This window comes from Paenibacillus sp. FSL R7-0333 (genome assembly GCF_038000365.1).
Lineage (GTDB): Bacteria > Bacillota > Bacilli > Paenibacillales > Paenibacillaceae > Paenibacillus_AQ > Paenibacillus_AQ silagei.
In genome coordinates, this window is sequence record NZ_JBBOBZ010000001.1 from 5,388,231 (window position 1) to 5,402,300 (window position 14,070).

Sequence of the window (14,070 nt, forward strand, 5' to 3'; positions counted from 1 at the left end):
GCATGAATATGAAGATCAACTATGCGGATATAACGAACCATCTGGGGTCCTCCGCAGTCCGCGATATCCTTAAGATCACACAGGGTAAGGACATCATCTCGCTTGCTGGCGGGCTGCCTGCCGAAGAACTGTTTCCGGCAGAAGCGATCCGGGAAGCTTACAGCCGAGTTCTGAGCGGCGACAGTTCTGCGCTGCAATACGGACTGACAGAAGGCTATCTTCCGCTGCGTGAACAGCTTGCCGCCAGACTGGGGCAACAGGGCATCCCTGTCTCCTCCGATGAAATGATCCTCACTACCGGCTCCCAGCAGGCCATAGATCTGCTATGCAGAATTCTGCTTGATCCTGGAGACACCGTACTTGTAGAGGCACCGACCTATCTCGCCGCCTTGCAGGTACTGGGTTCTTACCGAGCAGACATCCAAGTTGTAAAGAGCGATGAGGAAGGGATGCTGCCGGAGCATCTCGAAGAGCAGCTTCGCACACACCGGCCTAAGCTCCTCTATGCCGTTCCCACTTTCAATAACCCTTCTGGCGCAACCTGGAGCAAAGTACGCCGTGAACAAGTGGTGGAGCTATGCCGGAAATACGGTGTGCTGATGCTGGAGGATAATCCTTACGGAGAGATTAGATTCGATGAATCCCTGCAAGCGTATCCGCCTACCCTCGCAGCCATCGACAGGAATCTGGGCGGGGATACCTGCGTAGTCTATACAGGTACTTTCTCCAAGATCGTAGCTCCGGGACTGCGGACAGGCTGGATCGCTGGTCCCGCCGGGCTGATCAGGATGATCGCCAGAGCCAAGCAAGCCGCCGATCTGCACTCCAGCACCATCGATCAGCGCGCCCTGCATGAGCTGCTGCTGTCCTTCGACCTTGAAGCCCATATCCGGCTGGTCTCCCGGGAGTACAAGTCACGGATGAAGCTGCTCTCGGCAGAGCTGGCTTCACAGAGCTGGCAGGATACATCCTTCCTGGAGCCGCGCGGCGGCATGTTCCTGTGGCTAAGCCTGCCTGCCCGGATACATACCGCCGAGCTGCTGCCGCTTGCTGTGGAGCAAGGGGTTGCCTTCGTTCCGGGCGAAGTCTTCTATTCGGAGCAGCCCATGAAGAACACGATGCGCCTGAATTTCACCCATACCCGGCCGGAACTGCTGCCGCTCGCGGTGCGGCGCTTGTCCACCGCGCTGTCCCGGTATGAGGAGCGTTTGTTGCCGTTGTAACGGAATCTGCTTAATGAACATGGGAACATCCACTCTGGCGGCGTCTGCGAAATGGCTTTTTCGCAGAGGTCGTCTTGTGCAGGAACTCCTCTTTCAAAGCCCTCATTTGTAACGCTATGTGGACTGAGAAGACGTTATTTTGCTAAAGATACACCTTTTCTACTCGTTACGGACTGAGGGGCCGCTATTGGGTCGCTGGGAACGCAAAATGAAGCAAAATTTGTTTGTTAAGGGCCACTGAGTCCGCATAGCTTACAAAATAGGCTCATTGCCCGAATTAACGGCTTTTGAGTCCGCGAGTGAAGAGGCTGAGGTATGATATGGACTTATGACAAAAAGGCGGCCCCCGAAGGAGACCGCCGTCTTATTGTCTGTATGTGTCATAATTAATTACTGCACTGTTCTTATAAAAGTTGTCAGTTAGGAAAGTTTGCCGTAAGCCGGGTTCTGTGCTCGTTGTGGTTCAGCCGGGAACTACCCTCCCACCATAAGCGACAATCATCTATCTAGGCCATACATTACTGCACAGCTCCAGCGACCAACCTAGACACGCCTCAGGCGAAGGCTGCGGCTTCCGTGAAGAAGACGCTGCGTCTCATTAGGTCTTGCTCCAGATGGGGTTTACCAGGAACGAAGTCACCAGCGTTCCTCGGGGTCTCTTACACCTCGGTTCCATCCTTGCCTGTGCCGCCCGAAAGCGGCCATCGGCGGTCCATTTCTGTGGCACTATCCTTCAGCTCGCGCCGACTGGACGTTATCCAGCACCCTGCCTTGTGGAGCCCGGACTTTCCTCCCGCATACGCTCTCACGCATACCGGCGATTGTCTGTCAAACTTTCCGAAACAACATTGTATATTATACAGGTATGCCGCCCAGCGCACAAGTGTAAATAATAATAGCCTACAGGAATGTAAAAGGCTCGGTATCCGGCTGCGAGGCATGCACCGCCGTGCCGTACTTATGCTCCGTCAGCTTGCCGGCCAGAAACTCCGCTACCTTCACCTTCATGATCTTCTCCGCATTATGGCCCGGATCGATCAGGGCGATTCCCGCGAGGTGCGCATCCTGTGCGGTATGGTAATCGATATCGCCGGTCACCAGCACATCCGCTCCCTTGAAGATAGCGCTGCTGTAGTACTTGGCACCGGACCCGCCCATGACTGCCGCCTTGCGGATCTTGCGGTCCAGATCTCCAACTACCCGCACGCTCTCCACATCCAGCCCGCGTTTGACCGTATCGATGAACTCACCAAGCGTCACCTGCTCCTTCAGCTTCCCCACTCTTCCAAGTCCAAGGCTGCGGCCTTTGAGGTCCATGGAATACAGATCATAAGCCACCTCTTCATACGGATGAGCCTTCAGCATGGCCTGTACCACCTTGTTACGGATCGTATGCGGCACAATCGTCTCGATGCGGACCTCTTCAGCCCGCTCCAGCTTGCCAGGCGTGCCGAGATACGGGTCCGTGCCCTCCTGGGGAATGAAGGTGCCATAGCCTTCGATATTGAAGCTGCAATGGCTGTAATTGCCGATCCAGCCTGCCCCGGCGTTCAGGATGGCATCCAGCACCTTCTGGTGATGATCCTTCGGCACGAATACAACCAGCTTGGACAGCTGCTCGGTATGAATATCCTTGATCGGTGCACCGTTCTCAATGCCCAGCGCCTCGGCCATCCAGTCGTTCATTCCGCCTTCGGCCACATCCAGATTCGTATGGCTGATATACACGGCAATGTCGTTTTTGATCAGCTTCTCATATAAGCGGCCTGCCGGGGTATCCGTCAGAATCCCTTTGATCGGCCGGAAAATCACCGCATGATGGGCAATGATCAGATTACAGCCCTTGGCAATCGCTTCGTCCACAATGCTCTCATTGACATCCAGCGCCACCAGCACCCCGGTAATTTCCTTCTGGAGACTGCCGACCTGAAGCCCGACATTATCCCATTCCTCCGCCAGATGCTTCGGGGCAAGCTGCTCCATATATCCAATTACGGTCTGTCCTTTGGCAAACATTCCAGCACCTCCGCAATCCGTTTAATCTGAAGTCTGATCTTGCTGCGCTTCTCCTCAGCCGCCTCCAGCTCCGAACGTGCGAGCGAGGCCAGGATGCTCTCCAGCTTGGATATTTCACCCTGCCATTTGGCAGCGAATACTTCATTCGGCGCTTGCAGCAGCAGCGGTCCCATCTCCAGCAGCAGCGCCTGATCAAGGGCTACCTTCCCTCCGGCAAGCAGACGTCCGCTGTACAACTGTTCATTTGTCCCCGCCGCTTCAGTGCCCTCGGGAACCGCAGTCAGGATCTCATAGATTTTGCCGTCTTCCTCCAAAATATGCTCCGAGACCAGCACCCAGCTGTTAGCCAGCAGCCAGCGGCGCAGAATATCTTCGCCTACATTGGGCTGCAGCGCAAGCGTCTTCACCCCGGCCAGCTTGCCCAGCTTCTGCCCGCGTTCCAGAATCGCCGCGATCAGTGAGCCGCCCATCCCGGCAATGGTAATACAGTCCGTTTCCCCCGGCTCCAGCACCTCCAGGCCGTCTCCGCGCCGTACAGCGATCTTTGCACCGAGTCCTGCTTCCGCAACACCACGACGCGCCGCTTCATAGGGTCCCGGATTTACTTCTCCGGCAATAGCCGAAGGCACCCGGCCGCTCTTCACAGCGGCGACAGGCAGCAGGGCATGATCTGAGCCGATATCGGCAAGTCTGCTGCCCGCAGGGACCTGCTCCAGCAGCAGCTGAAGCCGGTCAGATAATTTTACGTTGTTCATGAGGCCACCCACGTTATCCATTTTTTTCTGAAGAGGAACAGCAGCGCAAGGCCCACTGCAATCTTCAGTATTAATATCAGCGAGGTCCATTCCGGGAATCCCGCTCTGAGCCATAGCGCATCCACCTCCGGCATCAGCCAGAGGGCAGCACCCGCCCCCAGGTACACCCCAGAGACCCCGCTAACCTTGTGATACATCAACCAGCTCATCCAGATCATAAGCACACACAGCGGAAGCCAGAGCAGCTCCAGCTCCAGAAGAGAGGCATCCGGCCGGACATGTCCGAAGAATCCTGCATAGAGCAGAGCCCAGAAGGCATATCCGCAGAAATGAAGCAGCCCGATGCGCAGAAAAAAACCAAGCACACACCACAGCAGCCCGCAGGCCGCAATCAGCAGCGGTGTCCAAAAATCAGCATCCAGCTTATGCAGCTCAATGAGCCACAGTCCGAATCCCAGCGTTAAAATGCTGCCAATTCCCGCCAGCATCAGACTGATTGTCTTGTTGCGGTTCAGGTAAATCGCTGAATATCCATAACAAATAATTAGGACACTGAGCGCTGTTGCAAGTTGCAAAGGCCAGGGAAAAACGCTAAAATAAAGACTAATCAAGAAAATCAAGGAAATAATTCCAAAACCAAACAGCCAAATTTTGATGCTTCCCTGCTGGAGATTCCGTAACGATACCGGATTGCTGTCCTTCACCTCTGCCTGATCATCATACAGATTAGTCAGGAAGTCACAATATTGCTCGGGCAAAAGCTTGCTTCTTCTCCAGTATTGAATTTCTCTTAATATAGTATCACGTTTCTCCAGGTTCAACCGGCATCCCTCTTTCCAGAACTTGCCATCACTACATTATAAGCTCCCGCACACGGCGGGGCTCCAGCATTGGTGAATCCCCTTGACAACATAATAAGACCTCCTGCCACCGTGCAGCAGAAGGTCCAGGTTGTAAGGTCTATTCGAGGAAATCCTTCAGCCGCTTACTGCGGCTGGGGTGACGCAGCTTACGAAGCGCTTTGGCTTCGATCTGGCGAATCCGCTCGCGGGTTACGCCGAACACCTTGCCCACTTCCTCAAGTGTTCTCGTCCGTCCGTCATCCAGTCCGAAGCGCAGGCGGAGCACATTCTCTTCACGCTCAGTCAGCGTGTCCAGCACATCCTCCAGCTGTTCCTTCAGCAGCTCATATGCCGCTGCATCCGCAGGCGCCAGCGCCTCCTGGTCCTCAATGAAATCTCCCAGATGCGAATCATCTTCCTCACCAATCGGTGTCTCCAGCGATACCGGCTCCTGGGCAATCTTCATGATCTCTCTAACCTTCTCAACGGTAAGCTCCATCTCCGCTGCAATCTCTTCAGGCGACGGCTCGCGTCCCAGCTCCTGCAGCAATTGGCGGGAGACCCGGATCAGCTTGTTGATGGTTTCAACCATATGCACCGGAATACGGATCGTACGCGCCTGGTCAGCAATTGCACGCGTAATCGCCTGACGAATCCACCAGGTTGCATAAGTACTGAATTTGAAGCCTTTGTTATGGTCAAACTTCTCAACGGCCTTGATCAGACCCATGTTGCCTTCCTGAATCAGATCCAGGAACAGCATGCCACGTCCGACATAACGCTTGGCGATACTGACCACGAGCCGCAGATTCGCTTCTGCCAGTCTCCGCTTCGCTTCCTCATCACCATTCTTGATCCGCATCGCCAGTTCCACTTCATCGTCAGCCGATAACAGCGGCACGCGGCCGATTTCCTTCAGATACATCCGGACGGGGTCGTTGATCTTGATCCCCGGAGGCAGCGACAGATCATCGTCGAAGCTGAAGTCGTCTCCTTCTTTGTCCTCATTGTCTTCGCTTGGACGGAGGCTGTTCACCTCTTCATCGTTCTCATTGACAACCTCGATCCCCAGATCGCTCAGCTGCTCGTAGAATTCCTCCATCTGCTCGGGGTCTTGATCAAATGGCGACAATTTCTCCATGATATCTTTGTAATTAAGTGATGATCTTTTCTTCCCGTGATCAATAAGCTGATCCTTAACCTGATCCAGAGTAAATTCCGCTTCCAGTTCAGTGTGCTGATCGTTCGCCATAATTCGACTCCCTCCTCCCTAGGTACATCCTGTCAACAGCTCATTGTCTCTCTAGGGCTAAAATTTCACTTGCTATTTGTGCTGCACGCAAAAAGTCACCGGATTTCTCCGCCTGAATCATCTCTTCACGCTTGGGTTCAATTTTGCGCTGCAGAGGATACTTCCGCACTTCACGAATACAATCGTCCAGAACCTGGGTATTCCAGTCTGGAGGAGTATCCATCATGGAGATGGCCGTTGCGGTCTTCTCCAGACGGTCGTCCTGAAGCGATGATAGAAACCGGCTGATGCCGGGTGGTTTGCCTTGCGCATAATAAGCATATAGATAAGCAGCGATTGCCGCATGATCATCAATATTGAACTCTTCTCCGAGCCGTTCACCCACATAGGCCGCCGCTTCCGGATCTTGAATCATGAATGATAACAGGCGCCGTTCCGCAACATGGTAAGCAGGCAGTAAGGTAGGTGTCTGCACTTGCCCTTTTTTATGCCTACCATTATTCCACCTATTATCGTTATTATCCCCTTCGGGATTGTTTTTTTGCATGGAGGCCCGAAGTAAATTACAATCCTGCTTCAGACTGTCGTAGGACAGCTCAAGCTCGGAGGCGATTTCCCGCAGGTACACCTCCCGCTCCGTTGAAGAAGGGAGCCCGGCGATAATCTCCAGAGCCTCCTTGACATAGGCAATTTTGCCGTCTTCCTCTAGGAGTATATGGTTTTTTTTCAGATATATAAGCTTAAATTTGATGGAGGACACGGCAGAGTCAATCACTTGTTCCCTGAATCTGTCCCCGCCATGCCGGGAGATGAATTCATCCGGGTCCAGACCGCTGGGAAGCAGGGCTACCTTGACCCGCAGACCGCTGGCTTCCAGGATAGGAATGGCCTTAAGGGCCGCAGCTTGTCCAGCCTTATCTCCATCATAGGCAAGCACAATCTCATCTCCAAGGCTCTTCATCAAGCCCACGTGACCCTCGGTGAGCGAGGTTCCCATCGTGGCTACCCCGTTCTGCACACCTGCCTCCCAAGCCGAAATGACATCACCGTATCCCTCGAACAGGACGATTTGCCGCGTTTTGCGGATGGATGCTTTGGACTGGTGCAGATTGTACAGAATGCGGCTTTTGTTAAATAACCGGCTCTCGGGAGAGTTCAGGTACTTCGGCTGCCCCTCCCCGAGAATACGTCCGGCGAAGGCGATCGTCTTGCCCATGCGGTTCGCAATCGGAAAAATAACCCGGCCGCGGAAGCGGTCCAGATATCCTTTGCCTTCCCCTCTGGCAGACAATAGTCCACCCTTCTCCATCTCGGCGAGATCGAAGCTGCGCTTCTCCAGAAACTGCAGCAGCGTATCCCAGCGGTCCGGCGCGTAACCGATCTGGAACTGGTCAATCATTTTGTCGCTGAAACCCCGGGTTCTTAAGTAATCCATGGCGGCAGTGCCGTATTCCGTGTTTTTCAGCAAAAAATGATAAAACTTCGCCGATAATTCATACGCCTGAATCAGCCGGTCCCGCTCGGGATCGGGGGCAGCAAGCGCCCCGCCTCTCCCCTCAGGAACAGGGATATCACTCTCTTCCGCCATGATTCTGACTGCTTCGGGGAAGGATAATCCTTCGATTTCCATCCTGAATTTGATGGCATTTCCGCCCATACCGCAGCCAAAGCAATGAAAGACTCCCCGGTCAGGGGTGACAGTGAAAGAAGGGGACTTCTCCGAATGGAACGGGCAGAGGCCCCATAAATATTTACCCTGCTTGGACAAATGGACAACCTTGCTGACTGTATCGACAATATCATGCCGCGCCAGCACGTTCTCGATAACCTCTTCGGGAATAGGACCATGTCCGCTAGCCACTTCAACCACCTTCATCTCTTAACAGTTAAATATAATTCGCTATAGCTGGACATTCTCCTGCAAAATTGTTAAAAGTTTTGTCAGTTTATGTTGAAAAAGATTTTTTTCCTCTGCGGTAATCGCTTTGGGACCCTTGGAATAGTGCCCGCGCCTGCGTTCAACCGCCTTGGCATGCCTGCTCTCCAGCATAAAATCCATGGTAGAATTCTCATATTCCTGGCCCCGGTTCGAAAGTGCAAGGCAGCGTTTGCCCAGCGCCAGCGCCGCCAGTCCATAATCCTGCGTAATTACGATATCTCCTGCAGAAATATGATTGGCGATATAGAGGTCGGCACTGTCTGCCCCGCGGTCCACCTGAACCACCGTAACGCCTTCTTCCGCCCGCAGCACATGATCATAGGAGGAGACCATCAGCACCGGAAGCCCGAATTCGCGCGCCACGGTAATAATCTCCTGCTTAACCGGACAAGCATCCCCGTCCACAACAATCTTTCTTAGCCGGGAAGTTCCCAAGCTCACCTCACCAAATTCCTGTGTAATATATATTACGCTCAACCGTTCAAAAATCCTTCTTTGGTAAAGCATAAATACGGAACGAATGTCAACTTACGCATTGGCACCGTTCCGTATATTTATACCCTAAACCCTCGATCTATACCATAAAATCGTAAACATTACTTAAAACCTGCCTGAATTACCACACCAGCTTGCCGAAATCAGCAAACAACTTGGAGTCGGTATGAATGCCGGCCAGCAGCGCCAGACGGTTCGAGCGGACGGCTTCGTCTTCGGCCATAACCATAACCGAATCGAAGAATCCGGTAACGGCTGCTTCAAGTCCCGACAGAATCTGCAGGGCCTCAGCGGCATGTCTGGAAGCAAGGGCTGCGCGGTAAGGCTCATGAATACTCTGCCAAGTCGCGTACAGCTTCTGTTCCGCTTCTTCCTTAAGCAGGGCCGGGTCGATAACTGCATCCTCCGGAGCTTTGGCGGCCAGATTGCTGACACGGGTCAGGGAATCCACAGTAATTTTGAAATCAGCCTGATCGGTTACGGCATTCATCAAAGCCAGACTTCTGCTTACTACATCAACGATATCATCGAATCCAGCCGCAAGCGCTGCATCTACAACATCATAACGTACATTGTTGTCGGCTAACAGGCGTTTGACGCGCAGACCGAAGAACTCGTACAGAGTTATACGCAGTTCAGGGGTGAAATGTTTCTCTGTACGGAAACTTTCATGAACTTCCAGTGCCGCTGCAAAAATTTCCTGCAGGCTTAGGCTCAGCTGATGCTCCAGTACGATCTGGACAATTCCTGCCGCCTGACGGCGCAGGGCATAAGGGTCCTGAGACCCGGTTGGAATAATTCCGATCGAGAAGCAGCCGACAATCGTATCGATTTTATCAGCAAGGCTGACTACAAGACCTGCCTGTGTAGAAGGAACAGCATCTCCGGCGAAGCGCGGCTGATAATGCTCGAAGACCGCTTTGGACACCTGTTCTGCTTCCCCGGCCTTGCGGGCATAATCCTCACCCATCGTACCCTGCAGCTCAGGGAATTCACCTACCATCTGGGTTACCAGATCGAATTTGCAAATATCCGCTGTACGGCTCACTTCCGCAGCAGCCTCTGAAGACAGCTCAAGCTTCACCGCCAAGCGGTCAGCGATGGCACGGATGCGGCGCACTTTGTCACCTACACTGCCCAGCTCTTCATGGTAGACGATATTCTCCAGCTTGGCCAGAGCATCGTTAATCTGCAGCTTCTGGTCTTCTTCATAAAAGAATTTGGCATCCGACAAGCGGGCGCGCAGCACCTTCTCGTTCCCCTTGGCGATGACATCCAGCGATACCGCATTCCCGTTACGTACCGTTACGAAGAACGGCAACAGCTTGCCGTCTTCACCAAACACCGGGAAGTAACGCTGATGCTCACGCATCGAGGTGATCAGCACCTCCTGCGGAATATTCAGGAAGGCCGGATCAAACGTACCGAACAGCACAGTCGGCGTCTCTACCAGGAACAGGACTTCCTCCAGCAGATCCTCCTTGATCGCAATCTTCCAGTTCTTCTCTTCCGCATGCTTATGAATACCGCTTAAAATCAGCTCTTCGCGCTCCTTCACATCTACCAGCACATGCTGGCTGCGCAGAGCTTCAACGTATCCAGCAGGCTCTGCGATCACAGCTTCTTCACCGAGGAAGCGATGGCCGCGGCTCACATTGCCTGCTTTGACACCGGTGATCTCCAGATCAATAATCTCCTGGCCGAAGAGAGCTACCATCCAGCGGATCGGACGGACGAACTTGAAATCATAAGCGCCCCAGCGCATATTTTTCGGGAAGGTCATACTGCTGACAATGCCAGCCAGGCCTTCGGAGAGCAAGGAGGCTGTCTCGATGCCGGTGCTGCTCTTAGTCACATAGATGTATTCCACGCCAGCCAGTTCCTTGAACGTGAACTGCTCCGGCGAGGCGCCCTGACTGCGGGCAAAGCCTAATGCAGCCTTGCTCCATTCGCCGCTGGCATCCAGTGCGATTTTGCGTGACGGGCCTTTGACCTCTTCGCTTACATCCTCTTGGCGCTCTGCGGCATCCTTCACCAGTACGACAAGGCGGCGCGGTGTTGCATATGCACTGACGCCCTGATGACTGATCCGTGAGGCCTCCAGCCATTTCGCCGTTCTGTCCTTCAGTTGCTCCATCGCCGCGCGGATAAAGCGTGCAGGGATTTCCTCCAGACCGATCTCAAACAGAATATCCTTAGACATGGTCAGCACCTTCTTTCTTCAGCAGCGGGAAGCCCAGCTTCTCGCGTTCCTCCAGATATGTCGCCGCTACGGTGCGGGCCAAATTGCGTACTCTCGTAATGAAGCCTGTGCGTTCCGTTACGCTGATTGCGCCGCGCGCATCCAGCAGGTTGAAGGTATGCGAGCATTTCAGCACGTAATCATACGCCGGGAAAACTAAATGGTTCTCCATCGCCCGGCGGGCTTCCTCTTCGTAGGTGTTGAACAGGGTGAACAGCATTTTGACGTCCGAGACTTCAAAGGTGTAGGTGGAATGCTCAACCTCCGGCTGATGGAACACATCTCCGTACGTCATGCCGTCTACCCATTCCAGGTCAAATACATTTTCCTTATCCTGAATATAGGAGGCCAGACGCTCCATCCCGTAAGTGATCTCCACCGCTACCGGACTTGCTTCAATTCCGCCAACCTGCTGGAAGTACGTGAACTGGGTAATTTCCATACCGTCCAGCCACACTTCCCAGCCGAGACCTGCACAGCCCAGAGACGGATTCTCCCAGTTGTCTTCGACAAACCGCACATCATGCAGCAGGGGATCTACGCCCAGTGCCTTCAGGCTATCCAGGTACAGCTCCTGAATATTGTCCGGGGACGGCTTGATGATAACCTGGAACTGGTGATGCTGATACAGGCGGTTCGGGTTCTCCCCGTAACGGCCGTCGGACGGACGGCGTGAAGGCTCCACATAAGCAACCTTCCACGGCTCCGGACCCAAGGAACGCAAAAAAGTCATAGGGTTCATCGTGCCCGCCCCTTTTTCCGTATCATACGGCTGGACGAGAATACAGTTCTGGGCGGCCCAGAATTGCTGCAGGGTCAGAATCATCTGCTGAAAGTTCATAACTACCGGCTCCTTCGCTTTACAAGTGTGTACTGCCTCTTGCTTATGACTGGCTCTTGCTGCTGCGCGATGGAGGCGGCACCAGCTTCTATGTACCTGCGGTAAGTGATGGAAGAAGGATCTCCCGCACAGCCACAAGCCAAAAAGCTCCCGCCCCCATGCCTGATGAACAGACATAGGGACGAGAGCTCAAATATGTTCTCCCGCGGTTCCACCCTACTTGATTACGCAAAAATCACGAAATCCACTTTTGATGTCGCCGCTTCCGTACTCCCGGGTGCCCTGTTCATGAACGTCGTCCCGCCAGGCTTCCACTACCCCCGGCTCGCTGCTGCGACAATACCGCCCACTACTTTCCCGATCCACGCACTCTCTCCAGTTCTGGAGCAAACACGGCAATCTTATAAAAGAAACTGAACTTATAGTAACGGATAATTTGCGATTCGTCAAATATTGTATTTGTCGAGCTGGTCCAGGAAGCTCTGGGACTTCAGTCTGAGCCCCAGCTGCATATCCATGAATCCCCGCATGACGGTCTTCAGCTCCGCACGGGTCTCCGGCTTCACATCCACGTTCCCCAGCCTGGTCAGATCCAGCGCCGCGAAGATCCGCAGCAGCTTCAAGGCACGCGGAGAGATCTCCATGGCCGGGGGATCATTATGCCGGCAGCTACGGCAGAGGACTCCCCCCAGACGCGGACTGATTCTGAGCTCCTCATCCGGCTTGTTCTTGCCGCAGACGATACAGGAATCGAGCTGAGGCCCATAACCGGCAGCCTGCAGCACCTTCATTTCAAATACATTATTGATAATACCAGGCTCTTTGTCTTCCTCCAGTGCATTCAGGCAGGCGGTCAGCTGGCGGTACCAGAAGCTGCCTGTCTCTTCATCATGCAGCACCCGGTCCAACAGCTCGCAGGCATAGGATGCATACGCCGCCTTGACCAGATCCTCGCGCAGCGGATGATGGGACTTCGTGATCTCGCCGGCATTCAGTGTTCCCAGTCCGCCGTTGTTGCGGAAGAACACGAACTCACCTGTTGTGAACAACTGGATCAGGGCAGCATGACGGCTTTTGACCTTCTTGGCGCCCCGCACCAGAACCCCTACTTTACCGGCGTTCTCGGTGCAAAGCGTAATAATGGCGTTCCCTTCACCGTAGTCCATGCTGCGGATGACGATCCCTTCCACCCTGTATAGCATGCCTCTTCCCCCAACCACTCGGCAAGCAACCAGTCCTTATTGTGCTTCTTCATCGATGGCCATCTCTTCCTCCGCCGGCAGCGGTCCGCTGCCCTCGGGCGAATCCCCAGCTTCCCTGTACAGCAAATACGCATCGAGATCTCCAGTCATTGCAAAATACTTCCACGAAAAATTCCGCATTCGTATTCATCCTTTCTTCGGAAATACGATGTCTCTTCAGATGTAGGATGTGCGATGCCCCAGGATCTATCCGTGCAATTCCTGCCATGTTGAGGCGGCGGGAGAGGTGATCATTCTTTATGGAAGCCCAAATCCCGCAGGACGCGGTCCTGGTTACGCCAGTCTTTTTTCACCTTCACCCATAATTCCAGGAAAATCTTCGAGCCCAGCAGGTTCTCAATATCCGTCCGCGCGCGGCGTCCGACTTCCTTCAGCAGCGCTCCCTGCTTACCGATAATAATCCCCTTCTGGGAATCGCGCTCGACAAAGATAACCGCCGAAATATGCACAACCCCATTCGGTTCCACGCTCATATCCTCAATCGCCACGGCGATGGAATGCGGCACCTCTTCACGGGTCAGATGCAGAATCTTCTCACGGATAAGCTCCGCGCAGACGAACTGCTCGGGGTGATCGGTAATCTGGTCGTCCGGGTAATACTGCGGGCCTTCCGGCAGGTATTTCTGCACCTGCTCCAGCAGCGTGTTGACGTTATTGCCCATCTTGGCAGAGATTGGTACGATTTCGGCGAACTCATGCAGCTTGTTGTATTCCGTAATCATCGGCAGCAGCGCTTCCGGTTCAATCTTGTCAATCTTGTTCATGACCAGGATGACAGGAGTCTTAATGCTCCCGAGCTGTTCCGCAATAAAACGGTCCCCGCCGCCCATGCCCTCGGACGCATCGACGAGGAACAGTACAGCTTCCACTTCATGCAGCGTGCTCATAGCGGTCTGATTCATGTAATCGCCCAGTTTGGATTGTCTTTTATGGATACCCGGGGTGTCCAGGAATACAATCTGCGAATTATTCGCCGTATATACCCCGTGAATCTTGTTGCGGGTGGTCTGCGGCTTGTCCGACATAATGGCAATCTTCTGGCCGATTACCTGGTTCATGAGCGTTGATTTGCCTACGTTTGGTCTGCCGATAATGGCGACAAACCCTGATTTGAATTTCATATGATCCTCCTATTTATCTTACAACTTGGTCAAAAGCGTTTCGGTCGGTCAAAAGCGTTTCGGTCAAAAGCGTTCGATCCCC

At 53.7% G+C, this 14,070-nt stretch carries 12 protein-coding genes and 1 other RNA gene; 1 reads left to right on the forward strand and 12 read right to left on the reverse strand.

From position 1 onward, the window contains the following. Positions 1–8: 8 nt before the first annotated feature. Positions 9–1,223: an aminotransferase-like domain-containing protein gene (locus MKY86_RS22760; protein WP_076075853.1), complete on the forward strand. Its 1,215-nt coding sequence runs from the start codon at positions 9–11 to the stop codon at positions 1,221–1,223. Positions 1,224–1,644: 421 nt separating this feature from the next. Here MKY86_RS22760 and rnpB read toward each other — a convergent pair. The 12 genes from rnpB to era form a co-directional block, all read right to left on the reverse strand. Beyond that, positions 1,645–2,060, reverse strand: an RNA gene (gene rnpB / locus MKY86_RS22765) — RNase P RNA component class A. A gap of 63 nt (positions 2,061–2,123) precedes the next feature. Then, positions 2,124–3,239, reverse strand: a complete 1,116-nt coding sequence (locus tag MKY86_RS22770; RefSeq protein ID WP_076075850.1) for a Nif3-like dinuclear metal center hexameric protein — start codon at positions 3,237–3,239, stop codon at positions 2,124–2,126. Next, on the reverse strand, positions 3,215–3,994 hold the full coding sequence (locus tag MKY86_RS22775; protein WP_076075848.1) for a tRNA (adenine(22)-N(1))-methyltransferase: 780 nt from the start codon (positions 3,992–3,994) through the stop codon (positions 3,215–3,217). The genes MKY86_RS22770 and MKY86_RS22775 overlap by 25 nt, the downstream gene beginning before the upstream one ends. Then, the gene (locus MKY86_RS22780; RefSeq protein ID WP_036724394.1) at positions 3,991–4,815 is read right to left on the reverse strand and encodes a hypothetical protein; all 825 of its coding nucleotides are present in this window, start codon (positions 4,813–4,815) and stop codon (positions 3,991–3,993) included. The genes MKY86_RS22775 and MKY86_RS22780 overlap by 4 nt, the downstream gene beginning before the upstream one ends. Before the next feature lie 139 nt (positions 4,816–4,954). Beyond that, a complete protein-coding gene (rpoD, locus tag MKY86_RS22785; protein ID WP_036690273.1) occupies positions 4,955–6,088 on the reverse strand; it encodes an RNA polymerase sigma factor RpoD in 1,134 nt (377 codons plus the stop codon). 40 nt (positions 6,089–6,128) lie between these two features. Beyond that, a complete protein-coding gene (gene dnaG, locus MKY86_RS22790; protein ID WP_245368119.1) occupies positions 6,129–7,964 on the reverse strand; it encodes a DNA primase in 1,836 nt (611 codons plus the stop codon). A gap of 24 nt (positions 7,965–7,988) precedes the next feature. Continuing rightward, entirely contained in the window at positions 7,989–8,468 is a 480-nt protein-coding gene (locus tag MKY86_RS22795) for a YaiI/YqxD family protein (RefSeq protein WP_076076338.1), read from the reverse strand. Between the two features lie 175 nt (positions 8,469–8,643). Further along, positions 8,644–10,725, reverse strand: a complete 2,082-nt coding sequence (gene glyS, locus MKY86_RS22800) for a glycine--tRNA ligase subunit beta (protein WP_076075845.1) — start codon at positions 10,723–10,725, stop codon at positions 8,644–8,646. Next, entirely contained in the window at positions 10,718–11,605 is an 888-nt protein-coding gene (gene glyQ, locus MKY86_RS22805; RefSeq protein WP_036724333.1) for a glycine--tRNA ligase subunit alpha, read from the reverse strand. Before glyQ ends, glyS begins: the two co-directional genes overlap by 8 nt. Before the next feature lie 446 nt (positions 11,606–12,051). Next, entirely contained in the window at positions 12,052–12,807 is a 756-nt protein-coding gene (gene recO, locus MKY86_RS22810; RefSeq protein ID WP_076075839.1) for a DNA repair protein RecO, read from the reverse strand. Between the two features lie 36 nt (positions 12,808–12,843). Beyond that, the gene (locus MKY86_RS22815) at positions 12,844–12,987 is read right to left on the reverse strand and encodes a YqzL family protein (RefSeq protein WP_076075837.1); all 144 of its coding nucleotides are present in this window, start codon (positions 12,985–12,987) and stop codon (positions 12,844–12,846) included. Positions 12,988–13,097: 110 nt separating this feature from the next. Beyond that, on the reverse strand, positions 13,098–13,988 hold the full coding sequence (era, locus tag MKY86_RS22820; RefSeq protein ID WP_036724337.1) for a GTPase Era: 891 nt from the start codon (positions 13,986–13,988) through the stop codon (positions 13,098–13,100). Between the last annotated feature and the right edge of the window lie 82 nt (positions 13,989–14,070).